At 46.9% G+C, this 26,677-nt stretch carries 26 protein-coding genes and 1 tRNA gene; 20 read left to right on the forward strand and 7 right to left on the reverse strand.

The features are described 5' to 3' along the window. The 3 genes from AC438_RS16975 to AC438_RS12115 form a co-directional block, all read left to right on the forward strand. Positions 1 to 182 (forward strand): hypothetical protein (locus AC438_RS16975; RefSeq protein ID WP_162230736.1); only part of this gene is annotated, 182 nt, incomplete at its 5' end. Next, positions 182 to 952, forward strand: a complete 771-nt coding sequence (locus AC438_RS12110; protein WP_053981528.1) for a hypothetical protein — start codon at positions 182 to 184, stop codon at positions 950 to 952. The genes AC438_RS16975 and AC438_RS12110, both read left to right, overlap by 1 nt. Continuing rightward, positions 945 to 1,292: a hypothetical protein gene (locus tag AC438_RS12115; protein WP_053981529.1), complete on the forward strand. Its 348-nt coding sequence runs from the start codon at positions 945 to 947 to the stop codon at positions 1,290 to 1,292. Before AC438_RS12110 ends, AC438_RS12115 begins: the two co-directional genes overlap by 8 nt. Positions 1,293 to 1,680: 388 nt before the next feature. Here the strand turns inward: AC438_RS12115 and AC438_RS12120 are convergent. From AC438_RS12120 to mutY, 3 genes are all read right to left on the reverse strand, one after another. Beyond that, a tRNA-Phe gene (locus AC438_RS12120) sits at positions 1,681 to 1,756 on the reverse strand. A gap of 76 nt (positions 1,757 to 1,832) precedes the next feature. Next, entirely contained in the window at positions 1,833 to 2,144 is a 312-nt protein-coding gene (locus AC438_RS12125; protein ID WP_053981530.1) for an oxidative damage protection protein, read from the reverse strand. Between the two features lie 61 nt (positions 2,145 to 2,205). Continuing rightward, positions 2,206 to 3,426: an A/G-specific adenine glycosylase gene (gene mutY, locus AC438_RS12130; RefSeq protein ID WP_238376384.1), complete on the reverse strand. Its 1,221-nt coding sequence runs from the start codon at positions 3,424 to 3,426 to the stop codon at positions 2,206 to 2,208. 227 nt (positions 3,427 to 3,653) lie between these two features. Here mutY and AC438_RS12135 point away from each other — a divergent pair, with 227 nt between their 5' ends. Beyond that, on the forward strand, positions 3,654 to 4,745 hold the full coding sequence (locus AC438_RS12135; RefSeq protein WP_053981532.1) for an extracellular solute-binding protein: 1,092 nt from the start codon (positions 3,654 to 3,656) through the stop codon (positions 4,743 to 4,745). Between the two features lie 65 nt (positions 4,746 to 4,810). Here the strand turns inward: AC438_RS12135 and AC438_RS12140 are convergent, their stop codons facing one another. Continuing rightward, positions 4,811 to 6,139, reverse strand: a complete 1,329-nt coding sequence (locus AC438_RS12140; RefSeq protein WP_053981533.1) for an HD-GYP domain-containing protein — start codon at positions 6,137 to 6,139, stop codon at positions 4,811 to 4,813. Between the two features lie 163 nt (positions 6,140 to 6,302). Here AC438_RS12140 and AC438_RS12145 point away from each other — a divergent pair, with 163 nt between their 5' ends. The 4 genes from AC438_RS12145 to gcvH all read left to right on the forward strand — a co-directional run bounded on the left by AC438_RS12145 (position 6,303) and on the right by gcvH (position 10,641). Beyond that, positions 6,303 to 7,925, forward strand: coding sequence for an ABC transporter permease (locus AC438_RS12145; protein WP_202904759.1), 1,623 nt, complete (start codon positions 6,303 to 6,305; stop codon positions 7,923 to 7,925). A 140-nt stretch (positions 7,926 to 8,065) separates the two neighbouring features. Next, positions 8,066 to 9,031, forward strand: a complete 966-nt coding sequence (locus AC438_RS12150) for a VanZ family protein (protein ID WP_053981534.1) — start codon at positions 8,066 to 8,068, stop codon at positions 9,029 to 9,031. Between the two features lie 52 nt (positions 9,032 to 9,083). After that, positions 9,084 to 10,178, forward strand: a complete 1,095-nt coding sequence (gene gcvT, locus AC438_RS12155; protein WP_053981571.1) for a glycine cleavage system aminomethyltransferase GcvT — start codon at positions 9,084 to 9,086, stop codon at positions 10,176 to 10,178. Between the two features lie 79 nt (positions 10,179 to 10,257). Then, positions 10,258 to 10,641, forward strand: coding sequence for a glycine cleavage system protein GcvH (gcvH, locus tag AC438_RS12160; protein ID WP_053981535.1), 384 nt, complete (start codon positions 10,258 to 10,260; stop codon positions 10,639 to 10,641). Positions 10,642 to 10,736: 95 nt separating this feature from the next. On the opposite strand, the gene AC438_RS12165 is transcribed toward gcvH, so the two are convergent. Continuing rightward, the gene (locus AC438_RS12165; protein WP_053981536.1) at positions 10,737 to 12,008 is read right to left on the reverse strand and encodes an imelysin family protein; all 1,272 of its coding nucleotides are present in this window, start codon (positions 12,006 to 12,008) and stop codon (positions 10,737 to 10,739) included. A gap of 7 nt (positions 12,009 to 12,015) precedes the next feature. Next, positions 12,016 to 12,669, reverse strand: a complete 654-nt coding sequence (locus tag AC438_RS12170; protein ID WP_053981537.1) for a histidinol-phosphatase — start codon at positions 12,667 to 12,669, stop codon at positions 12,016 to 12,018. Between the two features lie 208 nt (positions 12,670 to 12,877). Here AC438_RS12170 and AC438_RS12175 point away from each other — a divergent pair, with 208 nt between their 5' ends. The 11 genes from AC438_RS12175 (at position 12,878) to AC438_RS12225 (ending at position 23,788) form a co-directional block, all read left to right on the forward strand. Next, positions 12,878 to 13,387, forward strand: a complete 510-nt coding sequence (locus AC438_RS12175) for an RNA pyrophosphohydrolase (RefSeq protein ID WP_053981538.1) — start codon at positions 12,878 to 12,880, stop codon at positions 13,385 to 13,387. Beyond that, a complete protein-coding gene (gene ptsP / locus AC438_RS12180; protein ID WP_053981539.1) occupies positions 13,387 to 15,660 on the forward strand; it encodes a phosphoenolpyruvate--protein phosphotransferase in 2,274 nt (757 codons plus the stop codon). The genes AC438_RS12175 and ptsP overlap by 1 nt, the downstream gene beginning before the upstream one ends. A gap of 146 nt (positions 15,661 to 15,806) precedes the next feature. Next, positions 15,807 to 16,673 carry a prolipoprotein diacylglyceryl transferase gene (gene lgt / locus AC438_RS12185; protein WP_053981540.1) on the forward strand — a complete coding sequence of 289 codons (867 nt, stop codon included), beginning with the start codon at positions 15,807 to 15,809 and terminating at the stop codon, positions 16,671 to 16,673. Between the two features lie 182 nt (positions 16,674 to 16,855). Then, the gene (locus tag AC438_RS12190) at positions 16,856 to 17,689 is read left to right on the forward strand and encodes a thymidylate synthase (protein ID WP_053981541.1); all 834 of its coding nucleotides are present in this window, start codon (positions 16,856 to 16,858) and stop codon (positions 17,687 to 17,689) included. A 21-nt stretch (positions 17,690 to 17,710) separates the two neighbouring features. Then, complete coding sequence (locus tag AC438_RS12195) at positions 17,711 to 18,250, forward strand: dihydrofolate reductase (protein WP_053981542.1); 540 nt, start codon at positions 17,711 to 17,713, stop codon at positions 18,248 to 18,250. 303 nt (positions 18,251 to 18,553) lie between these two features. After that, entirely contained in the window at positions 18,554 to 19,339 is a 786-nt protein-coding gene (locus AC438_RS12200; protein WP_053981543.1) for a DUF3450 domain-containing protein, read from the forward strand. Then, positions 19,336 to 20,706: a MotA/TolQ/ExbB proton channel family protein gene (locus AC438_RS12205; protein WP_053981544.1), complete on the forward strand. Its 1,371-nt coding sequence runs from the start codon at positions 19,336 to 19,338 to the stop codon at positions 20,704 to 20,706. The genes AC438_RS12200 and AC438_RS12205 overlap by 4 nt, the downstream gene beginning before the upstream one ends. A gap of 15 nt (positions 20,707 to 20,721) precedes the next feature. Further along, on the forward strand, positions 20,722 to 21,249 hold the full coding sequence (locus AC438_RS12210; protein ID WP_053981545.1) for a MotA/TolQ/ExbB proton channel family protein: 528 nt from the start codon (positions 20,722 to 20,724) through the stop codon (positions 21,247 to 21,249). A 102-nt stretch (positions 21,250 to 21,351) separates the two neighbouring features. Continuing rightward, a complete protein-coding gene (locus tag AC438_RS12215; RefSeq protein ID WP_053981546.1) occupies positions 21,352 to 21,753 on the forward strand; it encodes an ExbD/TolR family protein in 402 nt (133 codons plus the stop codon). 11 nt (positions 21,754 to 21,764) lie between these two features. Next, positions 21,765 to 22,370: an energy transducer TonB gene (locus AC438_RS12220; RefSeq protein ID WP_053981547.1), complete on the forward strand. Its 606-nt coding sequence runs from the start codon at positions 21,765 to 21,767 to the stop codon at positions 22,368 to 22,370. A 14-nt stretch (positions 22,371 to 22,384) separates the two neighbouring features. Next, a complete protein-coding gene (locus AC438_RS12225; protein ID WP_053981548.1) occupies positions 22,385 to 23,788 on the forward strand; it encodes a tetratricopeptide repeat protein in 1,404 nt (467 codons plus the stop codon). A 63-nt stretch (positions 23,789 to 23,851) separates the two neighbouring features. Here the strand turns inward: AC438_RS12225 and AC438_RS12230 are convergent, their stop codons facing one another. Continuing rightward, positions 23,852 to 24,772, reverse strand: a complete 921-nt coding sequence (locus AC438_RS12230) for a response regulator transcription factor (protein WP_162230737.1) — start codon at positions 24,770 to 24,772, stop codon at positions 23,852 to 23,854. Positions 24,773 to 24,814: 42 nt separating this feature from the next. Between AC438_RS12230 and AC438_RS12235 the strand changes: the two genes are divergently transcribed. Beyond that, positions 24,815 to 26,674, forward strand: coding sequence for a sensor histidine kinase (locus AC438_RS12235; protein WP_162230738.1), 1,860 nt, complete (start codon positions 24,815 to 24,817; stop codon positions 26,672 to 26,674). Positions 26,675 to 26,677 lie beyond the last annotated feature (3 nt).

A 26,677-nucleotide genomic window follows, 5' to 3' on the forward strand; every position in this document is an offset into this window, starting at 1 on the left:
TGTATTATTTGGTTTCCCAGCCGCTTGAGGGTACAGGCAGTGTTGAGCAGGCGATTAAAGCGAACTACGGTAGCGGCCCCAGTGCAAGCCGTATTACTACCGCTAGTTTTAGTGAGGTGCGGAGTAATTTAGCGGCTATCGGCTTTGATGAAGTATTAGAACAAGCTATTGAGGAAGAATAATGACAGTTAAGCAACCCGACTTAAGCTTTACGCAAAATCCTCAGTGGATAGCCGAGCGTGAGACGCACTGGGGGCCAATTGAAGGTTTTCTAAAAGAAAATAACCGAAAGGAAGTAGTTGAACAATTAAAGAAACTATTTTTTACTGGTGTGATAGACAACCCGGAAGATGTTAGGGAAGGGTTTGCAATACTGTATTACCCTCTTCAAACAGCAGAAGCTTGGGATTATCTATTTCAAGATGTCCGCCTAAACCCTAAGTGTTTTAAAGAATTTATGAATGCATCACTTATGGGCTCATATAACGAAAAATTCTTCTTGGATGACGAGGCTCGCCTGCGATTCTTTGATTACTTTCACCCAGCAACCTATCAACCCGTCATTAAAAGCCGAGTACCGATTGGGCGTGAACAAAAGATTGTGCAAATTGAGGTGGATCGATTCGAAATTCTTAGGGATATGGCCGCTAAATTCTCGCAGTTTCTTGGTGGGAGTGAGGTTCCTGTTATTTACTATCGATTGGATTACTTTTTTTCGTTTCTCGATGAGGCGTGTGATGTTATGGATGTTAGCAATAACGATAAAGATGACATTCAATATTTTGCTAATAATTTTTTGCAACGGTATTTTAAAATTGAATCTGACTTGGAACCAAAGAATCGAGGTGAACAAAAAGCCTTCCTAGTCCGCTTTTATAATCATATCGCCAACAACCCCGTACACCCCAGTATTAAAGCCATCTGGCAAAAAGTGCTGGATGAGCATGACTAATAATCAATTTGCGGTCGATATTACCGTGCCCCAAGCGCAGTTAAATGAGTGGGTGGAATTAATAAATGGCTTGTGCGAGGGGCAGTTAGGTGCATATTTAGAAGAGCGCCTAGAAGCCTTTAACCCCAAAGCGCTTGAATTGATGGATAAAGTGCTAGACGACTGGCTAGCCTACAGCCACCCACAGTTTTTTGATTTTGAACAACAAGGCAACCGCCTACGCTGTCAAGCCGAAGGCCCCACCGGTTTTCATCGTGATTTGGCAGTATTTAAAAAAGTTTTAGAATTATGCGGCGCGACAGTCAATGTTCAAGACAATACCCTGCTGGATTACTTGTAGAGACACTCACTCAAAATTCTTGATGCTCTGTCAGCGCTGTCGCCCCTTCAGGTGTGTGGCCTAAGCGCTCTTTTTCAGCTGCTCAATCCAGCACCGCGCTTTCGCTGACGTCACGCACCTTGCAGGCCTTATGGATATTGTATTTATCGATGACGAGTTCTGCTGCCTTACGCTTAAACTCGACACTAAATACGGTCTTTTCTTAGTCAGGTGATATTCCTACTGCTGTAGAATACCGCCTAACGATGTGTCCGGCATTATTAGACCAGAACTGTCCTTGCTGGTGTCGATACCTCGTTGACACCTACAGCTATATATTAAATTTTAGGCAATAAAAAACCCCCGTATCAGTCTGGCTATAGGCCTTATGATACGGGGGTTTAAGATATGGTGCCCGGTCGCGGAATCGAACCACGGACACGGGGATTTTCAATCCCCTGCTCTACCAACTGAGCTAACCGGGCTTTTCGGGTTGCCCCGAAAGAGGTGCGCATTAAACCGTCAAAGCTGCGTTGAGTCAAGCGCCTTTTTAATGTTTTTTTATTTATTGATGTTATCGCTGTTTTTTTGAGCATCAGGCGCTGGTGTTTCGGGTATGTAGCCTTCGATTGTATCTAACTCCCCGCCGTTAAAGAAGTTTTCCATTTGGGTACTTAGATACTTGCGGCTGCTTGGGTCAAATAGACTTAAGTGCTTTTCGTTGATCAGGCGGGTTTGGTGGGCTAGCCACTCTTGCCAAGCTTTAGCAGAAATATGGTTGAGTACATGCTCGCCTTTAGCGCCAGGCAGAGGTGCAATTTCGAGTGCTGGGAGCTCTTGTTGGTATTTTTGGCAAAAAACAGTGCGGGTCATGGTGTGCTCGCTTAGTAATAAATGGATAAGACGGTTGTAACTCGATGCAGCGGTGTGACTGCTACTGTAACTTGCCCAGCAGTTTTTTAACCGGTGCTGCTAGGCCAATGCTGGCAGGTTGGTTGGGATTGTACCATTGCTCGGCTGGCTGGAGCTGGGCTTGTTGAGGGTTGCTGGTGGCTTGTGAATATTGGGCTTTGGGTTGTGCGATAGCTGATTTGTTTTGCGCTGCGGTTTGAGTTGTGGTTCGATTGCTCGTTTGAATGGCTGCCTGAGCTTTTGTGGTGACAGCTTGAGTAATCGGTGTGATATCGAGATGGTAATGGCTAAAGGTGTGGCGCACGGTGGGGTGCTGTTGGGCTTTGCCGTGTGCTGTAAGGTGCGGCCAGCGCTGCTTGAGTAAGGTGGGCAGGGCGCTGAGCTCAGCAAACTCTGGCAGGCTCCACAGTCCACCCCAAATCCCTGTGTCTGGGCGCTCCTCTAAAAGGGTTTGGCCGTCTTTTTGTAGCAATAGCATAAGGGTTTGTTTGATGGGGATTGTTTTTTTAGGTTTTTTACCTGGGTAGTTGGCCCATGAACCTGCAGCATAGGCTTGGCAGCTGGAGGCCAGTGGGCATTCGGTGCATTTGGGTTTGCTGCGGGTGCACACGGTAGCGCCAAGGTCCATCATAACCTGTGTATAAGCACGGCTACAGTTTTGAGCTTTGCCGTTAGCGTCGTTGATGGGTTGTTTGGGGTTGAGTGCCTCGGCCACTTGCCATAATGCGTTGGCGGTAGCACTTTGGCCGGGCCAGCCTTCAATCGCGTAATGCCGCGCCAATACCCGCTTTACATTGCCATCTAAAATAGCGGCAGGTTGTTGGTGCGCTAGGCTTACAATCGCGCCTGCTGTTGAGCGGCCAATACCCGGTAGCTCGCTTAGTGCCTCTACGGTATCGGGAAATTGCCCGTTGAGTTGCTCGGCGACAACTTGCGCTGCTTTGTGTAAATTGCGCGCACGTGCGTAGTAACCTAGCCCCGTCCATAAATGTAAAACGTGATCTTGGGGGGCTTTGGCTAACGCTTGTACCGTAGGGTAGTGGTTAATAAAGCGCTCAAAATACGGAATGACGGTGTCGACCTGCGTTTGCTGCAGCATAATTTCGCTCAGCCATACACGGTAGGGGGTAATATCTTGCTGCCAAGGTAAGTGCTTGCGCCCATGTAATGCGTACCACGCTAATACACGTTTAACAAAGCTTTTGGCTTGGCTGTGATGGATTGTATTGTTTGAATTACTCACAATAATATTCTGCATTAAAAAATAGGGGGCTATGGTAATGGGTCTAAGGTATGGAGGCACGTAAGTCTTCATTTTTGTGCTCAAGTTACGGGCTTTATGAGCTTTATTGTATTGTTGTTGTGGCTAATGAGTGGCTGGTTACTCTATCTTTGATCTTCATCATTGCAATAACAAATAAGAATGGTTATTATTTGCGTTTGTTTTCTGGTCAAATATAAGGGCTTTACATGACGCAGCATGGCACGGTTTTATCGTTTTTGAACGCTCCGCTTAAAGCGGGCACATTTTTAAAGCTTGGTTTAGTGATTGGCGCATTGTTGACCGCCGCCTGTGGAAAAGAGTCGTCATCGAGTGAGGTGGCGGCAGTGCCTAAGCAAGATGCTGGCGGTATTATCACCGTGTACTCCGAGCGCAAAGAGCACTTAATTAAACCCATGTTTGATGCTTATACGCAAAAAACTGGTGTGCAGGTGCGTTATATTACCGATAAGGCTGGGCCTTTAATTTCGCGCTTGCAAAGCGAAGGCGCATCAACACAGGCCGATATGCTGGTGACTGTCGATGCTGGTAATTTGTGGCAAGCGGCTGAGCAGGGTGTTTTACGTGCTGTAGAGTCACCCATTTTAGAGGCTAACGTACCGGCAAACTTACAAGATGAAAACAACTTGTGGTTTGGCCTTTCGCAGCGCGCGCGCACTATTATTTATGCCACCGATCGTGTGAAACCTAGCGAATTAAGCACGTATGAAGCACTGGCTGATAGCCAGTGGAAGGGGCGTTTATGCTTGCGCACCTCTAAAAAGGTTTACAACCAGTCGCTAGTGGCGACGTTGATTGCCACGCAAGGCGAAGCTAAAACAGAAGAAATTATTAAGGGTTGGGTGGCTAACTTAGCGACGGCACCTTACTCTAACGATACATCATTAATGGAAGATATTGTTGCTGGGCGATGTGATGTAGGTATAGTGAATACTTACTACTTTGGCCGCATGCAGAAGCAGACACCCGATGTTAAGCTCGCTCTTTTTTGGCCTAACCAAAGCGACCGTGGCGTACATGTGAATATATCGGGTGCCGGCATTACTCAGCATGCTAAAAACCCAGAGGGCGCGCAAAAATTGTTAGAGTGGTTAAGCAGCCCCGAAGCGCAGTATACGTTTGCCGAGCTCAACCAAGAGTACCCTGTGCATACTGGGGTTAAGCCTAGTGCTCAGGTTTTATCGTGGGGTGAATTTAAAGCCGATCAAGTGAATATGAGCTCGGCGGGCCGCTTGCAAGCTGCTGCGGTTAAGTTGATGGACCGTGCGGGCTATCGTTAATATACGGTAGCTTTCATAAGCGTATTGATGCGCTATTGTTGTATACATTTTTAGCTATCGGGTTGCTATAAACTCATCACCCAGAGGTCGTTTAGCTCTCTGGCTGTGGTGGGTTCTGGTACATCTTCTAGCGCCATCAGGCAGTCGGTAAGTTCTAGGCTGAGGTCACCATGCTCTTTGGTGACCACTTGCCATAAGTTTTGGCGCAGTTTATTCAGTTGAAAGCGCACCTCTTTATTCATAATAAAAGCGCGCTCTATTTCGGTGTAGTAATGGCTAAGCTGTTGCTGAGCAGTTTGCTCTAAAAAGCGCACATATGCTGAGTTAATGACACTTGAGCGATCAATGGCCGATACAATATGAAACATGGCATTTTGTAGGGCATGCAAGCCTTTATGTTGATGTTTAAAGCCAAAACTTAAAAGGCATTTGTGGAGAATTTTAGTACAGGTGAGTGTGTGTGTTAGCTCGCTTTTTACAACCTCTGTAAAGTAGGGCATAAGCTCGATGGGCACAAGTGTTTGCGGGCTTTTGAGCGGGGTTAATAGCTCAATCAAAGCTCGGCCTACCGCATCATTTTTAATATTTAAACTGACCTCAAGCATAGGCGTTACATCGCCTAAATTGCAATCTGGATGCTTGCGAGCAATCGCAAACAGACTGTCGAGTAATCGAATAAAGTGCGCATATTCGTGAATACTGTTGGCGAGCTTACCATTAGGGTAGCCGGTACCATCGGGTAGTTCATGGTGGTCGAGTGCCGTTTGGGCAATGCTGCTGGGTAGCTTGGGTATTTGGGCGAGCAGCCGATGACCGCGCTGCGGATGGGTTTTGATTTCTAGCCATTGTTCTACTGTGAGTTCGCGGGTACTTCTTAAGATGGCAGGGTCGATGTGTAACATGCCAATATCGTGGCACAAGCCAGCAATAAACATGCTGCCTATCTCAGCCCCTTGCTTGTTAATATGCTGCATGACAATAGTGCTAAGCCAAGCGCAAAAGAGGCTTTGTTGGTAGGTATCTGATAGCTGGCTGCGCATAACAGTCAGGTGCTGTTTAATCACGGGGTAGCGGCATGCCAATGTGCAGCAGGTTTTGAGAACGTTGTGATTGAGATGGGTTTGGCTGAGCTGTTTTAACCGAGTATTGGATTGCAGGTAATGTAAAAAGTCTTGATATAGCTCCTCGGCGGTCAAAGTATTATCAATTGATGTGACAGCAAATGGCGGGATTGCGAGCTGAGCTTGATCGAGAGCTTCGAGCTGATGTACAGCCATGCGCAAGCCGCTCTCGCATATCAGTTTGCCATTGCGGGTGGTAAGACGTGCGTTAGCGTATACCTGGTGCTCACTGGGTAGAGCAATTAAGTGTTGAATATAGGGGGTTGTTGCCATGTATCTGATGCCAAAACGTACTGCGTCACGATGAGTATAGGTGAGGAAATCGTATTTTTGCGTTTTTGCACTATTTTATATTACGTGATTTTGCTTGGATTTTTTGCCGCTGCGATAACTTCTGGCATGATGTGCGCCTACCTTTCAGATTGAGTCGCTTGTGATGACCTCTTCCAATATGCTTTCTCGTTTACGTCATTCGTTGTGGTCTGTACCGGCTTTGGCGGTTGCATTGATGGTGGCTTTGCCGGTGCTTGTGATTATTTTGAGTTGGGGCAATGCACAGATCGATGTTTGGCAGCACTTAATAGCAACAGGCCTAGGGCGTTTACTCAAAAATACTTTATGGCTAATGCTTGGTGTGGGTATTTTAGTGATGCTGGTGGGAGTCACCCTAGCTTGGTTAACGGCGGTATGTGAATTTCCTGGGCGGCGCTGGCTTGATTGGGCGTTGATTTTACCGTTGGCTATTCCTACGTATGTTGTGGCTTTTGTGGGTTTGGGGTTGATGAGTTATAGCGGCCCTATCCTGACGTTATGGCGAGAACTGCTGGGTAATGACAGCTGGCAGCCCGATATTCGCTCACCTATTGGTGTGATTTTGGTGATGAGTGCGGTGCTCTACCCTTATGTTTATATGCTGGCGCGCAGTGCTTTTTTGCAGCAAGGCCGGGCCTTGTTAGATGCTGCTCGCACTTTGGGTGTGGGGCCGGTTAAAGGCTTTATAAAAGTCGCGCTGCCTATGGCGCGCCCTGCCATTGTGGCAGGTATGGCGTTAGCACTTATGGAGGCTTTAGCCGATTTTGGCGCAGTGTCGGTATTTAACTACGATACGTTTACGACAGCTATTTATAAAAGTTGGTTTGGATTTTTTAATTTACAAGCAGCAGCGCAGTTAGCCTCATTGTTGTTATTGTGTGTGGCACTGGCTTTAATGGCCGAGCAAAAATTGCGCGGCAAAAAAAATGTGCATAATGCGGCGAACAAAGCTCGTGACCGCATTCAATTACGTGGCTGGCAGGCCTTTTTAGCCAGTGGGTTTTGTCTATTGATTTTTACGGTGACGTTTGTGGTCCCTGTAGGCCAGCTGGTGGTATGGGTTGTGCAAACGGGTTTAAGTGCCTTTGATGCGCGCTTTGTTCAGCTAATACTGCATACTTTTTTATTGGGCTTCATTGCCGCCATATTGGTCGCGGCGGCGGCTTTGGGAGTCAGTTTGGCGCAGCGTTTTGGTAATAGCCCTATTGGGTTAACGCAGTTTACCTCTTTGGGTTACGCCTTACCGGGGTCAGTATTGGCGGTGGGTGTGATGGTGGCTTTTACATTTTTGGATCGCGAGTTACTGGCGCCTATGTTTAATTTTTTAGGCATTACACACACCGGCCAAATATTAGTGGGCAGTGTGACGGCCTTAATATTGGCGTACATCATTCGTTATTTTTCGGTAGGTCTTGGGCCTATCCAGTCTGGCCTAGAGCGCATACGCCCAAGCTTTGAAGAAGCCGCCCGCACGCTAGGGTGCAATCGCCGCCAAGTGGTTTGGCGAGTGTACTTACCCTTGCTGAGTCCTGCCACTTTAACTGCCATGGTTTTGGTTTTAGTCGATGTTATGAAAGAAATGCCTGCTACATTACTACTACGCCCTTTTGGTTGGGATACGCTCGCAGTGCGAGTGTATGAGATGACCAGTGAAGGCGAGTGGCAAAGGGCGGCTTTGCCTGCCTTGGTTTTAGTGCTGGTGTCTGTGGTGCCTGTGGTGATGATGATTCGGCGTAGTCGGCGCTAACGTGGTGTACTCTTATTTGTAAGGGGAGTCACGTCATCGCGAGCGCTTAAATACCCAAATGTCAGTCATGAGCCCCCTTCAGGTAAGGTTTGTCAGCTTAGTTGTCGAGTGGTGAATTTTTCAATGTAATAGGCGGCCCAATGGTTGGCTTTATCGTGCGGGGTGGTAGCTTGCGGCTAGTGTTAAAAGTATTGCTATTGGTATTTTTGTGTGCAACTCCATTATGGATTTATATTCCAGCATCTACGCCGTTTTTGGAGGCGCTTAATAATTCAGCGCACGCGGCGCTTTTTTTTATGATGGGTTTAGGCATTGCAGTGACTTTTGAGTTGCCTAGGCCTTGCCAAAAGAGCCTATTCGTTTGGTTTATCTTTGTTTTTTTATTGGTCTGTGTAGGTATCGCCATCGAGCTTGTGCAATCTTTTATTGGGCGCTCGGCAACGCTTAGCGATGTGCTTCTCGATGCGCTGGGTATTGGTGCGGCGCTGTGTACCTATTGGGCGCTATCTATACGTGGCTGTTGGCGTATTTTGTTGTGTGGCGTAGCGTTATTATTGCTGGCTATTGCATTTGTTGGCCCAGCGCAAGCGTTATGGGTGGGGGCTCAATTAAAGCAACAACTGCCGGTTGTGTGTAATTTTGATTCAGCTTGCCCAAATCTTGATAGTAGTGACGGGGGCACACTTGATGTGATTAACCTCGATGCCAGCAATATTGGCTCATCCTCAAAGCAGCGCTCAATTGTGTGGCGCACAAACGATTCGTTGGTTTTACGTGTAGGTTACCGTGCGGGGACATTTCCTGGTGGTGGGTTTGACCGGGTGATTGTGAGCTGGCAAGGCTATAACGCGCTATGCACCGAGGTGTACTGGCCCTATTTGAGCGCGGGGCAACTGGGGGTACATATTCATGATCAAGATTTTAGCAAAACACGTAAGAAGTTTGATCGAACGTATTCCCTTGAAGCGGGCGCTAATAAGGTCTGCATTGATTTGGCTGAGGTGGCTAAATTTATTGACTTAGCTGGCGTTAAAACATTGATGTATTACAGTATCAGACCTACAGCGGCCGGTGAGTTTTACCTCGATAATATTCATTTGCGCTAAGCGCCCCTGTTGTTGATACAATGTGTTTTTAAGCTGACCGATGGAATATAAAATGTTAAATAAAACTCCGTTAGCCCAGTTGCATGAAACAATGGGCGGCAAAATGGTTGATTTTGGTGGCTGGTGGATGCCGGTTAATTATGGCTCACAAATTGAAGAGCATAATGCGGTGCGTACAGATGCAGGCATGTTTGATGTGTCGCACATGACGGTTGTTGATGTTCACGGGGAGCAAGCACAAGCATTTTTGCGCTATTTATTAGCCAACGATGTCGCTAAGTTAACCGAGCAAGGTAAGGCCTTGTATACCGGTATGCTCAATGACGAAGGCGGTGTTATTGATGATTTAATTGTTTACCTCATGCCGCTGGGTTACCGCTTAGTGGTTAACTGCGCAACCCGCGAAAAAGACTTAGCGTGGATCAACTTACAAGCGCAAAAATTCACAGTAGAGGTGACTGAGCGTCCAGAGCTTGCGATGATTGCTGTGCAAGGCCCTAACGCACGTAAAAAAGTCTGTGAAGTATTGGCGGATGATGCTGATACGCTGAATAAACTTGACGTTTTTTATGGTGCAGCCTTAAGTGGTGCGCGCAGTGAATGGTTTGCTGCGCGTACGGGTTATACCGGCGAAGATGGTTTTGAAATTATTGTACCGGCTACCGATGTCAATACTTTTTGGCAGCAGTTGGCTGATCATGGCGTTGCGCCTTGTGGTTTGGGCTCTCGTGATACCTTGCGCTTAGAAGCCGGTATGAACCTTTATGGGCACGAAATGAACGATGAAACATCGCCTCTAGTAGCCAATATGGGCTGGACTATTAGCTGGGAGCCAACCGACCGAGTATTTATCGGGCGAAGTGTGATTGCGGCTGAAAAAGCGGCTGGCATCAAGCAAAAATTAGTGGGCTTAGTAATGCGTAGCCGCGGTGTATTACGCGATGGGTATGAAGTGGTTGTGCCAGGTACAGATGAGCGAGGCGTGATTACTAGCGGCACTTTTTCGCCAACGCTGGGTGTGTCTATTGCGATTGCTCGTGTGCCTACTGGTAGTGTGAGCAGCGCAGAGGTGATTATTCGCGGTAAACGTGTCGCCGTAGAAGTTGTTAAGCCATGCTTTGTACGCAAGGGCAAAGCACTCATTTAACACCGTGTGTTTTGCGCTGGTTTAAGCGAGCGCAAGCACATACAATACTCCAAATTTTTGACCGATGTGAGGATAACCCATGAGCGAAGTTCGCGCTGAATTGAAGTACTTAGAGAGCCACGAGTGGGCTCGTGTAGAAACTGATGGTACTGTTACCGTTGGTATTAGTGACCATGCACAAGCAGCGCTTGGTGATGTGGTATTTGTTGAGTTGCCTGAAGTGGGTAGCGATGTTACAGCGGGTTCTGAGGCCGGTGTTGTTGAATCGGTTAAAGCCGCTAGCGATGTGTATTCGCCAATTAGCGGTGAAGTGATTGCTGTAAACGAAGCCTTAGAAGATGCTCCTGAAACCATTAACTCTTCGCCTTATGACGACGGCTGGTTTTATAAAGTGCGCCCCACCGAGCTCGAAGAGTTGGATAACGCGTTAGATGCCGAAGCCTACCAAGAAGCCACTGAGTAACCCGTGTTAAAGTAGTCACCAAAAACGGCGCCTTATTTGGCGCCGTTTTTATAAGTGATGCATACAAAAAGGTCACTTGTATGGTGTGTGCTGGATTATTTTGTGGTGTTGGGTGCAGGCATGCGAGCGGCTTGTCTTAATGCGACGGTTAACTCTGCGAGCTGCTGGCGTAGCGCTGTATTATCGCTTGTGACTGGCGCGTGATCACTGTCTACCTGAGTGTCTTGTGCGCGGTGTGCAGAGGGTGTCATGTCTGTGGAAAGCGCACTGATGTGACTGGCTAATAAGCGCAGTAAATTTTGGCAGAGTGAGGCTTGCGGGTTATACCCTAAAAGGCTCAGCCATAGTTCAAGGCCTGTTAATTGTGCCTGTAAGCGCTGATATTGCCAGTGCTGCTGCCAAAGAGGCAGATCGTCATTGTGATACTGCGTGAGCTCTTGCAGCTGTTGGGCGCTGAGCTGTTGAGCGGCTTGTGCAAGAGCGGCTTGCTGCTGCGCCACAGTTTGTTGACTAAAAGCATTCAGTGCCGATTGGCTATCGCGTTTGAATAGCTGAGACTTTAGCTGCATAAGATGGTGGCGAAGGGCTTGCGTTTGTTGTGCAATGAGCTGGCGGCGCCGATTGTGTGGGTGCTCGCTGATTTCACGTAAGCCTAGGCTTTCGTGTTTGGGGGTGAGCGCGGTGACAGCGTGTAGTTGTGATACTTGGCGTGGAGTTTGGGCGCCATGTAGCATCAAGCCTAAAGGATAAAGCCCCAATGCCGCTTCTTGTTGATCTGTTTGCCGGTGTCGATCTTTTAATGTCTCTTCATTAAGCATAATGTCGAGGTTAAAGATTAAGCCGGTATTGCCTTGCGTACCGTTATTGTCTAAAAACCCAAGTTCTGCAGGCCAAGCGGCTATATACCCATGGTATAGACTGATGGTCGACCAATTGGCGGTATTTTTTAGTTGTGGCTGTAGCGGTGAATTCGGTAGTTGATCTTGGCGTTGGGTGGCCGCTAATGCGCCTAGTATTGCCAAGGGTTCTATACTAAGGGCCAGCTGCTGCCACCGTTGCTGAGCGTTTTGCAGTGTTGTGGTGTTGGGGTCTGCCAGTAAGGCACTAACGCTACGCTGCAATACGGTGGCTGCTTGAATGGCTTGCTCTAATTGCAATTGCTGGCTTTGCCATACGGTGAGCGTCAGTGTGTGAACGGCAGCCATCGGTAGTGCTATTTGGGTTGCCGTAGGCGCTGGTGGTGGCCCTTGAGGGGCGCCATTGTTGTTGCAGCTGCTAGTGCTAATTGAAGCTGTAACGCACAGTGCAAGGGTACGCCATATACAGCGGTTGAGTGGGCGTCTGTTGAGCTGCGTTAAGCGAGGCATTGCGGTGCTAACGTAAGCTCATAATAGGCACATTATGACTGGCTGCATATTTTGCCAATTTGGGGCAAGGGTCGACGGCGACGGGGTGATCAACGGATTGCAACAGGGGAATATCATTAGCGGAATCACTGTAAAAATAACTCCCTTCTAGCGTCTCGTCGTGTTGGCTGAGCCATTGATTAAGACAGGTGATTTTACCTTCTTGAAAGCACGGAGTACCGCTGTGTGCTCCAGTAAACTGGCCATCAACGATCTCGGGCTCTGTAGCAATAAGATGCTGAACACCTAAACGGCGTGCAATAGGACCAGTGACAAAGCGGTTAGTCGCTGTAATGATGACAATGGTGTGGCCTTCGCGTCGATGCTTAGCTAATAAAGTAACGCCTTTTTTTAAAATCATAGGCTCTACCACTTCGGTCATAAACTGCGCTTGTAGTGCTAAGCGCTTAGCCGCGCTGAGGCGGGTTAATGGCGCAAGTGCGAACTTAATATAAGCGGCAATGTCCAGAGTTCCTTCCTGGTAATCAATATAAAATTGATCATTGGCATGTTTAAACACTGTGCGATCGACTATGCCTTGCTGACATAGGAATTCGCCAAAAGCGTGGTCACTGTCGCCGTTAAGTAATGTGTTGTCTAGGTCGAACAGGGCAAGTGTCAAGGAAGCTCCTTAAGTACGATTGGCATGAATAAGTGGCTTTACACGCCATTAAACGTGCTAGGTAGGTGAATAATCTTAGTATATCGTGTAAATAGGTACTCAATAACGAAATAAAGCTGAATAAGAGCTGAATCGCAAATTGCTGTTAGTGTATAAATTGTGAAACAATGACCTGATCATTATAACAACAAATCGTTAAGGAGCTCGTGTGATAGACGCCGAAGGCTTTCGCCCTAATGTGGGCATAATCCTCATGAACCCTAAGGGGCAAGTACTCTGGGCGCGGCGTATTGGTGGCCAAGATGCTTGGCAGTTCCCGCAGGGGGGAATTAAAACCAATGAATCAGCCGAGCAAGCTCTTTATCGTGAACTTAAAGAAGAGGTCGGTTTAACGGCTGAGCATGTCACGGTTATTGACGCTACCCGAGGGTGGTTGCGCTATCGTTTACCGAAGCGCTATGTGCGACCTCAGCAGCAGCCTTTATGCATTGGCCAAAAGCAAAAATGGTTTTTATTGGAGTATAACGGCGCCGAGAGCGCCATTGACTTAAGCGGTGATGGCCATCCAGAGTTTGATACTTGGGAGTGGGTCAGTTATTGGTATCCGTTAGATCGCGTAGTTAACTTTAAGCGTGATGTGTACCGCCGTGCAATGCGTGAACTAGCGCCTGCGCATGCTAATTATCAAGAGCAAAAGTGGCGAATGGAGCAAGGTTAATGCTGGGGTCTTTGCGGAGTATTGTTCAGGAGGTTAATTCAGCGCGGGATCTCCCGGCGGTACTGCGTATTATTGTGACGCGTGTAAAGCAAACCATGACAACCGATGTGTGCTCGGTATATTTGCGTAATGTTAAAAAAGAATTTGTTCTGATGGCAACCGATGGCTTAAATGTAGAGGCTGTCGGGCGCGTGATGCTGACTAAAGGGCAGGGGCTTGTAGGTTTGGTGGCGGCGCGCGAAGAGCCCGTTAATCTAGATCAAGCTGAAGCACACCCCAATTTTGAGTATTTTCCCGAAACAGGTGAAGAGCGTTATAGCGCATTTTTGGGTGTACCGATTATTCATCAGCGCAAAGTGATGGGTGTATTAGTGGTTCAGCAAGTTAAGGGTCGTACCTTTGATGAGGGTGAAGAGGCCTTTTTAGTGACCATGTCAGCGCAGTTATCGGGGGTGATTGCCCATGCCGAAGCCACTGGAGCGCTGGTGGATATTCACTCGGATGCAGGGCCTACCGAAGCCAAGTTTATGGGGGTTGCGGGTGCACCGGGTGTTGCTATTGGCCGTACGGTGGTTGCGGCGCCGCCAGCGGATTTGCGCGCAGTGCCCTATCGCCGCTGTGATGATATAGAGCAAGAGGTGGTGTTTTTTTTAGAGGCCTTAGCGCAAGTGCGGGCCAATGTACGCTTATTGGGCGATGAGCTGGCTAACCGGGTCAATAAAGAAGAGCGCCAGTTATTTGATGCCTACGTGGGTATGCTCGACGATGCTTCATTGGGTGGTGAGGTTATGGATCGTATTCGGCAAAATATATCGGCCGAGTATGCGTGGAGTGAAGTGATTCTGGAGCATGTGACAAACTTCCAGAGTATGAGCGATCCTTATTTACGTGAACGCGCCAGTGATGTCCAGGATTTGGGTGGGCGAGTGCTCGCTGTATTGCAGCAAAGTAACCAAAAAAAAATCGTCTTCCCAGAAAATACTATTTTAATCGGTGAGGAGTTAACGGCTTCTATGTTGGCCGAAGTGCCGGCAGGGCGTTTGGCGGGTATTGTATCTGTAAGAGGCTCTAGTAACTCGCATGTAGCCATTTTGGCCCGCTCAATGGGTATACCCACCGTGATGGGGGCGGTCGATTTACCCTTTACGAAGCTCGATAGCCGCGAAATGATTGTCGATGGTTATCACGGTAGTGTTTACAGCGACCCGTCGCGCAATTTATTGCTGCACTACCAAGATATTGTGGATGAAGACTTGCAAGTTGTTCGTACCCTCGAAAGCCTTAAAGACGAGCCCTGCGAAACAACCGACGGCCATCTCATTGAGTTATGGGTCAATACAGGTTTGGCGGCCGATGCCGTGCTATCACTCGAGCGCGGAGCGGAAGGCGTCGGGCTCTATCGCACCGAAATTCCCTTTATGCTGCGTGACCGCTTTCCTTCAGAGGAAGAGCAGCGGCAGGTTTACCGCGAACAGCTGGCAGCGTTTTTCCCGCACCCTGTTACCATGCGCACCTTAGATATTGGTGGGGATAAAGCGCTTCCGTATTTCCCCATCGAAGAAGAAAACCCCTTTTTGGGCTGGCGTGGTATACGTGTAACGCTTGATCATCCCGAGATATTTCTAGTGCAAGTACGGGCAATGCTCCGCGCCAGCGAAGGCTTGGATAATTTACGTATACTCCTGCCCATGATTTCGGCTATTCCCGAGCTAGAAATTGCTCAAATGCTGATTATGCGCGCTTACGAAGAGCTAGTGGCAGAGGGGCGTAAAATAGCCTTGCCGCCTATTGGTGTAATGATTGAGGTGCCTTCGGCAGTTTACCAAGCGCGCGAGCTAGCGGCGCGCAGTGATTTTTTATCGGTCGGGAGCAACGACTTAACACAATACATTTTGGCCGTTGATCGTAACAATACACGCGTTGCTGACTTGTATCGCTCTTTTCATCCTGCCGTTTTGCGGGCTTTAAAAGATGTCGTCGACGCCTCGCACAGCCAAGGCAAGCCAATCAGTATTTGCGGCGAACTCGCTGGTGACCCAACCGCGGCATTGTTGCTGATGGCTATGGGTTACGATGTATTGTCGATGAGCGCGACGAATTTGCTCAAGGTGAAGTCGGTGATTCGTCGCGTCAGTTTGATTGACGCCCATGAGTTGATGCTCGAAGTACTTGCTTTGCCCGACACCGAATCAGTCTATGCCACGCTTGATGATGCGTTTAAAGAAGTCGGTTTGAGTCGAATGCTAAAACCTATTGTGCCAATTAATCGTTAAGCACTAATGACTTTAGTGACTCGAGCGTGGTATGTGGTGCTCTCTTTGCTTTTCCCCTATATGATAGCTGCTTTTTATAATGTGTCTCATCGCTTTAATGCAGTCATTACATTCAATTTAGTCATTACATTCAATAAGGATGCATCATGCTCACTTATCCAGAAATTGACCCTGTTGCCTTTACGGTTTTTGAGTCGCTCGAGGTATTTGGTAAAACATTTGGCCCCCTAGAAGTCCATTGGTATGGGCTGATGTATTTATTGGGCTTTGCGGCGTGCTGGGGGCTTGGCATGTATCGAGGGGGGAAGTCTTATAATGTGGTTTATCGTAAGCAAATGGATGACTTATTGTTTTATGTTGCCATGGGTGTGGTTCTGGGTGGACGCATGGGCTATGTTGTTTTTTATCAGTTTCAGGAGTTTCTTGCTGATCCGGCGATGATTATTCGGGTTTGGGAGGGCGGCATGTCATTCCATGGTGGTTTGCTGGGGGTTGTTGTTGCGGTCTTACTCTACTGTCGCAAAGTTGATCAAAATATTTTCGATGTCATTGATTTTTTTGCACCCTTTGTTCCTATTGCCTTGGGGCTTGGGCGTTTGGGTAATTTTATTGGTGGTGAACTGTACGGCCGTGCAACCGATGTGTCGTGGGCCATGGTTTTCCCTAAAGACCCAGAACAATTAGCGCGTCACCCATCACAGTTATACCAAATGTTTTTTGAAGGACTGGTATTATTTACAGTACTATTCTGGTTCTCGCGCAAGCCGCGGCCACGTGCTGCTGTAGGTGCGTTATTTTTGTTGCTGTACGGCTGCGTGCGTTTTGGTGTGGAGTTTGTACGCCAACCCGATGCTCATATTACCTTTTTGTTGTTTGGTTGGATGACGCGCGGGCAAATGCTATCGGTACCGATGATTCTTATTGGCGGTGGCGTGTTTATTTGGGCCATGAAGCGCCAAAAATACGGCCCAGGTAAGCCTGAAATGAAAGCGCAAGAAGCAGCTAGCGCTTAATGAGCCGATCAGCTGCGCTGGTTTTTCAGTCGCGGCTGCCGACTTAATCGCTAAAAGACATCAGTTTAATGGTATTAAAGTCCACGCCTTTATTTGCTATCACACTTTAAAGACTGGCATGTTGTAAAATAGCGGCCCTTGCCAGTAGACATATTTTAAAGAAGGCCAGCAAAGGTTTTGTTATGAAGCAGTATTTAGATTTAATGCGCCATGTGCGCGATAGTGGTGTGACAAAATCAGATCGTACCGGGACGGGGACTAAAAGCGTTTTTGGCTATCAAATGCGCTTTGACTTGGCTCAGGGCTTCCCGCTGGTGACAACAAAAAAATGCCACCTTAAGTCGATTATTCATGAGCTGCTCTGGTTCTTGCGCGGCGATACTAATATCGCCTATCTCAAGCAAAACGGCGTCAAGATTTGGGATGAGTGGGCTGATGAAAAAGGCGATTTGGGCCCCGTTTATGGGGCTCAATGGCGTAGTTGGCCCAAAGCAGACGGCGGCACAATTGATCAAATTAGCGAGGTAATTGAGCAAATTAAAACCAAGCCTGACTCACGTCGCTTGATTGTCTCGGCTTGGAACCCAACGTATTTACCCGAAGAGGGGCAGCAGCCTAGCCACAATGCGGCCGAAGGCAAAATGGCGCTACCACCATGCCATACATTGTTTCAATTTTACGTCTTAGAGGGCAAGTTGTCGTGCCAGCTCTACCAGCGCAGTGCTGATATTCTGCTGGGCGTACCTTTCAATATTGCCTCTTATGCGTTGCTGACCATGATGGTGGCACAAGTGACGGGGCTGAAATTGGGTGAGTTTGTGCATACCCTAGGGGACGCGCATTTGTACCTTAACCATTTAGAGCAAGTCGACTTGCAGCTAGCGCGAGAGCCTTTTGCTTTGCCGACAATGCACATTAACCCCGCCGTGACCCATATTTTTGACTTCACCTATGATGATTTTGAATTGCGTGATTATGAGTATCACCCTGCAATCAAGGCGCCCATTGCCGTTTAATGCGCGAGTAGGATAAACAGAATGAATACAACACCACGTTTGGCCCTAATGGTGGCAATGGCTCAAAACCGTTGCATTGGGGTTAAAAATACTCTGCCTTGGCACTTGCCTGAAGACTTAAAGCACTTTAAAAAAACCACTACGGGTAAGCCTGTGATTATGGGCCGTAAGACCTATGATTCTATTGGGCGCCCGCTCCCTAATCGTACGAATATTGTGATTACACGGAACGCCCAATGGCAAGCGCCGGGTATTGAAGTGGCCGCGAATTTGACCGATGCCGTGGAGCAAGGATTGGCGGCGGCCGAGCTCATGGCTGCCGAAGAAATCGTTATTATGGGTGGTGCGCAAGTATATACCGAGGTGCTTAATACGCCGTTGGCGCAGAATGCTGTGGTTCTGAGCCGCATGTATTTAACACGTGTGCATGCCGATGTGGACGGCGATGCCTTCTTTCCCGAGTATGATGAAACTCAGTGGCAATTGGAATCCACACACAAATATGCCGCAGATAGTCGTAATCCATATGCTTATAGTTTTGAAATTTGGGATAAAAAATAAACAATGAATGGCCGCATCAGCGTGAGGATCAACGCGACAATAATATTTCAATCGCGCCGGTGTTACTAATATGCTCAAAAGTGTTACTAAAGGTTATCATTATTGTTACACTTTTATCACAAGCCATAAACACATTGAATAAAGGTCAGCCCTCCTTTTAAAATGCTAAACGATTAGTTGTTGCCAAATCGGCTACACGATTTTCAGCTCAGTGTAATTGCGCTTGCTTTAGCTCTTGTTGAGCTAGCAGGCTAACTCTGTTGCACCAAATTCAAATCATGCATGCGCCCGATTGGGGGGAATATGAAAAAGCAGCGAATGAAAGCTGTGGCTCTGTCCACAGTAATTTCAGCCGGAGCGCTTCTGGCTGGCGCCGCCCAGGCCGATCAAAACCTGAATGGTATTTTGTCTGTTGGACAAACTAAAGTAGATGCTGCTCGCGCATCTCAAGTGCGTATCAACAAACTACAAGATCAAACCGCAGACCTTATTTCACAATTTAAAACAGTGAATAAGCAAATTGATGGTTTACGTGTTTATAACAAGCAAATGGAAAAACAATTGAGTGCGCAGCGTGCTGCTTTGGCTGAATTGGATGATGCCATTTCTAACGTAACTGTTATTCAGCGCGAAGTGCCGCCACTCATTATCCGTATGCTCGATGCTATGGAGCAATTTGTTGAGTTAGATGCACCCTATAAAAAAGAATTGCGTTTAGAGCGTATCGCCAATCAGCGTGCTAACCTTGATAGCGCAAAAATCACCGTGGCTGAGAAGTTCCGTCAAGCGATTGAGCTGTACAATATCGAAGCTGAATATGCGCGCAAAGTAGATACCTATACCGACAGCATCAATGTTGATGGTCAAGACATTGATGTTAGCATCTTAGCTATCGGTCGCGTGTCTCTAATGTTCCAAACAGCTGATATGTCCATGACTGGTGCTTGGGATCGCAGCTTAAACAAGTGGGTTGTATTACCTGCTGATGAGTATGCTGCAACTGTTTATAACGGTGTTCGTATGGCGCAGAAAAAAGCGTCTAACGGTATCCTTGCCCTGCCTGTTTCTGCACCGGAGGCCGCACAATGAAATCACTTTACAAACACATAATGGCTGTAGTGGCCGGTGGTGCTTTGTGTGCAATGACTGCCAGCACTTTTGCGCAAGACGACAAAGCCACTTCGCTTGACCAGCTTTTGCAAATGATGAAAAACAGCAAAGTCGCTGAAAGCCGTGAACACAAAAAGCGTGAGTCTGACTTTTTATCACAAAAGAACAACCGCGCAAACTTGCTTGCACAAGCCAATGCAACACGCGCCGCCGAAGAAAAACGCTCCAGTGAGCTAGAGGCTAAGTATGCCGAGCAAGATTTGGAGATTAAGGCCAAGCGTGAGCAATTAGATAATAGCTTAGGTGCCCTTAAAGAGCTCTTCGGCCACTTAAGTTCAGCGGCTGATGATTATCGTTCAGGCTTAGGCAACTCTTTAGTCAGTGTTCAATATCCTGGTCGTGACAAGTTCGCGCTTGATTTGATCGAGAAAATGAACAGCGAGACTAAGCTCCCTACAGTTGCTGAAATTGAGAAGCTATTTTACGAAATTCAATTCGAAACCGTACAGGCAAGCAAGGTGGTTAAGTTTACTACCAGCGTTGCTGATGCAGCGGGTGTAGTTAGCCAGCGTGAAGTTGTGCGTATTGGTAATTATGGCGTGTTGTCTAACGGCGAGTACTTATTCTTCGAAAAAGGCTCAATCACCGTACCACCACGCCAGCCTAGCGAATTAGCTGACCCTACAGCTGTACAAAATGCAACCAGTGGTTTAGTAGCAGCTTCTGTTGATCCTACATTGCCTCTAGGTGGTCAAATCATGCAAATCATGATCGACCGTCCAGACTTGAAAGAGCGCATTGAGCAAGGCGGTTTGGTTGGTAAAATTATCCTATTTGGCTTAGGTGGTATTGGCTTCTTATTAAGTATTTGGAAGTTGATCTCATTAACGATCACGGGTGCAAAAGTTCGCAGTCAGCTTAAAGCTAGCAGTGCCAAAACAAACAACCCATTAGGTCGCGTACTTAAAATCGCAGAAGATAACCCTAACTGTGATACCGAGTCGCTTGAGCTTAAGCTTGAAGAAGCGGTGCTCAAAGAGCGTCCAAGTATTGAAAGTGGCTTGAACATGGTGAAGATTGTATCCATGGTTGCACCTTTGATGGGTCTTTTAGGTACTGTTGTGGGTATGATTCAAACCTTCCAAGCAATTACCGACTTTGGTGCTGGTGATCCTAAGCTTATGGCTGGTGGTATCTCGGGTGCATTGGTAACGACTGTACTTGGTTTGGTTGTGGCTATTCCAACGGTATTCTTCCATACCATCTTGAGTGGTAAAGCGAAGAGTATTATTCATACCCTCGAAGAGCAAAGTGCCGGTTTAATTGCCGAAAAATCTGAGCGCTAATTTGAGGACTCCACAATGAATGATGTACTAGCAGCATTATCTACCGTCGAGACGTTTGTTGATTCAGGCGGTCCTATCTTGATGGTAATTGCAGCAGTTACTTGTGTCATGTGGACGTTGATCTTTGAACGTTTATGGTTTTACAAAGCAACACTGCGTAAAACTGTAAACGGTACCATTGCGCACTGGGATGCGCGGGCCGAGCGTAAATCTTGGAACGCGCACCAGATCCGTACTGCGATGATTTCGCGTGTAACTGAGCAAATTCGACTTAATCTAGATGTCATTGGCACTTTAGTGGCATTATGTCCTTTGTTTGGTTTATTAGGTACGGTTGTAGGTATGATCGAAGTATTTAACGTTCTTGCAACCTCTGGCGGCGCGGATGCAAAATCCATGGCTGGCGGGGTAAAACAAGCAACTATTCCTACTATGGCTGGCATGGTAGCGGCGATTTCTGGTGTATTTGGTAGCACAATTGTGAACCAAATTGCCAACCGCGAAAGCCAGCTGCTTGAAGATCACATGACAATGGATCACTAAGGCAGCCGTTGTTGTTTTAGTTATTTGAGCCATTGAGCAGAGCTTGCAAACAGAGTGTAATGTATTTAGTCTGTTTGCAAGCCGATATAAAAGAGAGTAGCCATGAGCAGACAAAATTCCGCTACCGATGATGACGCAGGCGCCATTGATTTAACGCCAATGCTTGACGTGGTTTTTATCATGTTGATCTTCTTCATCGTGACGGCGACCTTCATTAAAGAGCCTGGTGTTGAGGTTGAACGCCCTGACGCAACAACATCAGACTATAAAAACTCTAAGATCCTTATCGCTGTAGATAACGACGATAAAATATGGATCGACAAGAATGAAATTGACGAGTCTTTGGTCAAAGATCAGATTGAACTATTGATCGCTGAAAACCCCAAAAGCCCTGTTGTGATTCAAGCTGATAGTAAATCTACTATCAAGATGCTTAATATCGTGGCGCAAAAAGCGCGCGAAGTCGGCGTGGCTGACATTTCCATCGCAACCAATAAGCAATAAGGACAAAGCCCATGAGTATGGTGAGATTCATATTTTCAGGTGCATTGGGCGCAGTGATTACCGCTGCGCTGGTCCTATTGATGCACATTTTAATTCAGACGAATATCAAGCCACCCGGCGAGGTTAAGAAGTACAAAATCCCTGATATTGTAATGCCCGAGCGTGAAATCACGACAGAGTACGATACCAGTAAGCCGAATCGCCCCGAGGAAGTGGATGAACCACCACCTGAGATGCCCGATTTTGATCAGATTTCACCTGATTTAACCAATGAAGGTATCAGCATTACAGGCCCTAAAATTGGTAAGCCAACTATTGCAGGTCCCGGTGGATTTGGCGGTGATGGTGAGATGATTCCAATTACCAAGATTCAACCTCAATATCCCTCGCGTGCAGCGAGCCGCGGTACTGAAGGCTACTGTACAGTGAAATTTACAGTGACTGAAATTGGTACTACAGAAGATATCGTTGTTCATGATTGCCCTCAGTCTGTATTTGGTCGTGCGTCTATCAAGGCCGCCAGTAAGTTTAAATATAAGCCTAGAGTCGTCGATGATGTGGCTGTAAAAGTCCCTGGCGTACTGAATAAATTTATATTCCAGCTGGCGAAGGATTAATAAAGATGATTCATATGTTCTTAAAAAAAACCTTAGCTCGGCCTTTCATTTGCAGCTCATTGTCGTCTGCGTTATTGCTTGGCTCTTTAGTTACTGTGCCAGCAACAGGCTATGCCGCTTCTTTTCCTGGGTGCGGCGAGCCTGCAAAGCCACGTCGATTACCTGCGTTAAGCCAGAAGCTTTTTAAAAAATTAGCGCCGGTTGATGAAATGATCAGCCCTATCGAAGATCCTAAAACAGGCGTCACTCCAGAACCTAATTACAAAGAAGGCTGGGCGCGGTTACAAAAAATTGTTAACCGTTGTGATGATTGCAATCCCTACGAGCAATCACAGCTGTATAACCGGGCGGCGTTTACTAACTACTCGTTAGAAAATACGAAAGGCGCGATTAATTATTATGAAAAACTCATAGCGTTATCACCTAATATTCCTATTGCTCAAGAGCAGCAAAGTCTTTATACCGTTGCCCAGCTAAAGGCATCGTTAGAAGATTACAAAGGTGCGATGGCAACCTTTAAAAAATGGGAAAAGACATGTCCACGTGTGATCCCAAAAGACTATAACTATATGCTCGCCCAAGTGTATTACCAAATGGACGATAAGGTATCGGCGTTAAAGTTTGCGTCTAAAGCTGTATCTGATGTTGAAGCAAAAGGCGAAACACCAAAAGAAGGCTGGTACCGCCTGCAAATGGCTTTGCATGTTGACAAAGAAGATTTTAAATCAGGCACCAAAGTGGCTGAGAAAATTGTCATTCACTACCCTAAAGCAAAAAATATTGCTCAATTGGCTGGCTTATACGGTATGACGGGTAATGAATCAAAGCAGCGTGGTTTGCTTGATGCATTAAATGTCATGGGTGCTATGACTAAAGAGTCTGAAGTACGTAACCTAGCATCGCTATATCAGTCGGCAGAGGCACCTTATTTGGCGGCCAAAGCACTGGAAAAACATCTTAAAGCAGGCACTTTAAAGAGAACTCAAAAGAACCTTGAGTATTTAGGTGCGGCCCTTCGTCAATCACAAGAAATCGACAAATCTATTCCTGTGATGGAAGAAGCAGCAGGTAAGTCTAAAGATGGGCGCTTATTTGCACAGCTATCAGCGATTTATTTAGATGCCGAAGACTACTCAAAGTCAATAGAGGCGGCAAATAAAGCGGTCAAAAAAGGCGGTCTCAAAAATCCAGGCGAGCCTTATTTTTATCGCGGTAATGCCGAAATGCAGTTAAAGCGTTATGGCTCTGCTGTGACGAGTTTGAAAAAAGCAGTGAAAGATGAGCGCTATGGTAAGTATGCAAAAGATTTGCTGCGTTATGTTGAAGCCGAGAAAGCACGTACAGATGCGTTGAAAAAAGCAGAGGAAGAGGCAAACAAAAAAGCAGAAGCTTTAAATGTATTGCCAGGCTCTGCCTAGCTCTTTACTGAACAGCTAAGACGTGAAAACCCAGCCATTGGCTGGGTTTTTTTGTTGGCAAAGCTAACTCCCAGCCCGTAAGTCGAGCATCTCCCACTTATAGCCTAGCTCTATCAATTGGGCCAAGTTCTTTACACCTGCTTTTTTGAATAAGTTTTCGCGATGTTTTTCGGCTGTTCGCGTAGAAATACATAATTGATCAGCGGCTTGCTTGGTACTGTGTCCTTGCGCCAATAGCCTAAATATTTGAAACTCACGACCTGTAAATGGCTGTACCTGTGCGGCTAGTTTTTGCTGTACTTGGCTTGAAATAACAAGCTTGTCACCGGCGCAAAGCTTTTCAAAAACGGTATGTAGCTCCTCTGGACTGATCTCTTTATGGAGTACGCCGTCTGCTGTACTGGCAACCAACTGCTGTAGTACCCAGCTTGACTGGGTGCCAGTTAAATAAATGAGTCGACACTGCGGATGCTGCTTTTTAATGGCTAAACCGGTTGTGAGAGCGTCACCGTCTGGCATATGGTAATCCATTATGATGATATCCGGTTGGTAGTCAGCACACGCCTTTTGAGCCTGAGTTAGGTGGTTGTAGGTTGCGACAACGTCAAAGCCAAAAGCATGCTCTAATAGCATCGCTAAAGAACTTCTAAAAAGTGCATGATCATCAATCACAATGACGCGGTAGCGAGGCAGTGCAGGCGCATTTTGGGTTGTGGTATCGCTGTTGGTTTTGTGATTGCTGTTGTTACCATTGTTGCTGTTGCTGTTGCTGTTGCTGCTGTTGCTGTTTTGGGGCAATGTCATAGGGTTGGCCCGTATAAAAAAGTGATGACACACAATACCCGATTCCATGAGTAATGGAATAATGATAAGCCTATGGATGATGACACTATGTTGAGGCGCTGTATATTTTTGTTGTGGGCGATGACTTGCTGTGCTCAGGCCTTTGCTCACGTACACAATGACTATCACAATGAGAGTCACGATAATATCGCTACCAATGACACTATTGCAAAGATGTCAGTAGTGCAGGCTCTACGAGAAGACCTTCCAGCAATTAATGTGACTATTGGCCTCCAAGGCTCGTCGCTGGCTGGCCCAGCTTTTTATTGGGCTGATGGGTCTGGTGTGTCCCCAGTGCAAGCGCTATTAGAGGGCCAGTTTAAATCGCTTAGACAGCGACAAGTTGTTTTTTTTGCCAAAAAACATTGGTATGTTCTGAAAGTGTTTAACCCTACATCGCAGCCTGTAACGATATCTTTGGCGACAGGCTTGCCGAGTACGCCTTTTTTGCGGGCTTACTGGGTGGAAGAAAATCTCGAAACGATTTTTTCTTTATCGGCAAAGCAACGATTTGATGAGCGGCCAGTTCATTACCCATTACTGTTTATTCCCCTCGAAATACCGCCAGCAACACAAAAGGTGCTATTACTCGAGCATCGGAGTATGGCGAATTACCCATTGTCGTTACGTCTTTTAGATGATGACAATCTGCAAAGTAAAATGTCGTCTTTTACTTTGGCGCGCGGTTTTGTCTTTGGTGCGCTGTTTATTTTCTTTGTTTTATTCTTTGCTCAGTGTTTGGCGTCACCTTCGCGGGCATTGGCTTTTTATTGCTGCTATATCGGTTGTTTGATTTTGCTGGTCGGGCACATTTTTGGTTATAACTTTGCTTATCTATGGCCGGATCATGGTATTTTTAATCAACGTTTTATGCCTTTTATTACAGGGATTACATATGGTTTTTACTTCTTATTTAGTGCGTCACTGTTTAACTTAAAGGCTTTAAATCTGCGTTTGTACCGCCTGATGGTAGCACTGGCAGTTATCGCTTTTATTTTGGCGATCGTCAATGTGTTTGTCGAGGCTTTTTGGTTGCTAGCGGCTGCGGCTTTAGTGGGGCTACCAGTCCCAGTATTTATTGCTCTGTGGGCTAAAAAGCAGAGGCTTACGTCGGCTAATTTGTTTTTTGCCGGTACGGTATTGCACAGTACATTAAGCTATTTACTGGCACTTGAATGTCTAGGTTTACATTTAGGTTATAGCTATTACTTGTTCAGTTTTTTAAGTGCTGGTCAGATAGTCGATTTGGCTTTGTTTTCGACGGCTTTATTGCGCCAAGCAAGTGAGTTGCGCAAAACACTAAAAGAGCAACTAAAGCAGCGCCTAAGTGATGCGCAGGCTCTGGCGCAAGCAGAGCGCGCAAAGGCCGAAGTACTTATTGAGCAGCAACATAATGCACTAGATTTAGCCTGCGCAACACATGATTTGAATCAACCCCTTGCCGCCATTCGCTTTGCCTTAGCCTTGGTCGATGGAGGTAAAAATACTCCAGCCAAAAACCATATTGTCAATACATTGAATTACACACAAGAGTTACTGCAAAGCATGACAAACAGTGGCAAAGTCGGTTACGAGCAATCTTGGCAAAAAATCTATACGCACGCACTTTTTGCGAGCTTAGAGGCGCGGCACGCATCGGCATTTAAAGATAAACCGCTGATGTTGCGCTTTAAAAGCACAATCCAGCATTTTGATGCCATGCCAGTCATTGTGCAGCGAATCTTGGATAACCTATTGGTGAATGCTGGGCGTTATACCTCAAGCGGTGGAGTATTACTCAGTGTCAGGCGCAGTGAGGGCGGTGTATTGCTACAGGTGTGGGATACCGGCATTGGCATGTCACCAGAAAAAATCGAGCAATTTAAGCAGCCCTTTTCGCAAGCGAATACGTTGGCTGAGCAAGGCTTTGGCTTGGGGTTGTTTATTGTGAAGTCACTGGCCGAGCAGGCGGGCTATTTATTGACGATTCGCTCCAGAATAGGTTGCGGCAGCTGTGTTTCGCTATGGGTGGCGCAGCCATCTGGGGTGCCCCGCCCAAAATGATAA

It is taken from the genome of Marinagarivorans algicola, from assembly GCF_001292705.1.
Classification (GTDB): Bacteria; Pseudomonadota; Gammaproteobacteria; order Pseudomonadales; family Cellvibrionaceae; genus Marinagarivorans; species Marinagarivorans algicola.

Bases quoted from the DNA above. Each gene is read 5' to 3' on its own strand.
- AC438_RS12110 (WP_053981528.1), top strand. From the start codon at position 182: ATGACAGTTAAGCAACCCGACTTAAGCTTTACGCAAAATCCTCAGTGG.
- AC438_RS12115 (WP_053981529.1), top strand. From the start codon at position 945: ATGACTAATAATCAATTTGCGGTCGATATTACCGTGCCCCAAGCGCAG.
- AC438_RS12125 (WP_053981530.1), bottom strand. From the start codon at position 2,144: ATGACCCGCACTGTTTTTTGCCAAAAATACCAACAAGAGCTCCCAGCA.
- AC438_RS12135 (WP_053981532.1), top strand. From the start codon at position 3,654: ATGACGCAGCATGGCACGGTTTTATCGTTTTTGAACGCTCCGCTTAAA.
- AC438_RS12140 (WP_053981533.1), bottom strand. From the start codon at position 6,139: ATGGCAACAACCCCCTATATTCAACACTTAATTGCTCTACCCAGTGAG.
- AC438_RS12145 (WP_202904759.1), top strand. From the start codon at position 6,303: ATGACCTCTTCCAATATGCTTTCTCGTTTACGTCATTCGTTGTGGTCT.
- AC438_RS12150 (WP_053981534.1), top strand. From the start codon at position 8,066: ATGGTTGGCTTTATCGTGCGGGGTGGTAGCTTGCGGCTAGTGTTAAAA.
- gcvT (WP_053981571.1), top strand. From the start codon at position 9,084: ATGTTAAATAAAACTCCGTTAGCCCAGTTGCATGAAACAATGGGCGGC.
- gcvH (WP_053981535.1), top strand. From the start codon at position 10,258: ATGAGCGAAGTTCGCGCTGAATTGAAGTACTTAGAGAGCCACGAGTGG.
- AC438_RS12165 (WP_053981536.1), bottom strand. From the start codon at position 12,008: ATGCCTCGCTTAACGCAGCTCAACAGACGCCCACTCAACCGCTGTATA.
- ptsP (WP_053981539.1), top strand. From the start codon at position 13,387: ATGCTGGGGTCTTTGCGGAGTATTGTTCAGGAGGTTAATTCAGCGCGG.
- lgt (WP_053981540.1), top strand. From the start codon at position 15,807: ATGCTCACTTATCCAGAAATTGACCCTGTTGCCTTTACGGTTTTTGAG.
- AC438_RS12190 (WP_053981541.1), top strand. From the start codon at position 16,856: ATGAAGCAGTATTTAGATTTAATGCGCCATGTGCGCGATAGTGGTGTG.
- AC438_RS12195 (WP_053981542.1), top strand. From the start codon at position 17,711: ATGAATACAACACCACGTTTGGCCCTAATGGTGGCAATGGCTCAAAAC.
- AC438_RS12200 (WP_053981543.1), top strand. From the start codon at position 18,554: ATGAAAAAGCAGCGAATGAAAGCTGTGGCTCTGTCCACAGTAATTTCA.
- AC438_RS12205 (WP_053981544.1), top strand. From the start codon at position 19,336: ATGAAATCACTTTACAAACACATAATGGCTGTAGTGGCCGGTGGTGCT.
- AC438_RS12210 (WP_053981545.1), top strand. From the start codon at position 20,722: ATGAATGATGTACTAGCAGCATTATCTACCGTCGAGACGTTTGTTGAT.
- AC438_RS12215 (WP_053981546.1), top strand. From the start codon at position 21,352: ATGAGCAGACAAAATTCCGCTACCGATGATGACGCAGGCGCCATTGAT.
- AC438_RS12220 (WP_053981547.1), top strand. From the start codon at position 21,765: ATGAGTATGGTGAGATTCATATTTTCAGGTGCATTGGGCGCAGTGATT.
- AC438_RS12225 (WP_053981548.1), top strand. From the start codon at position 22,385: ATGTTCTTAAAAAAAACCTTAGCTCGGCCTTTCATTTGCAGCTCATTG.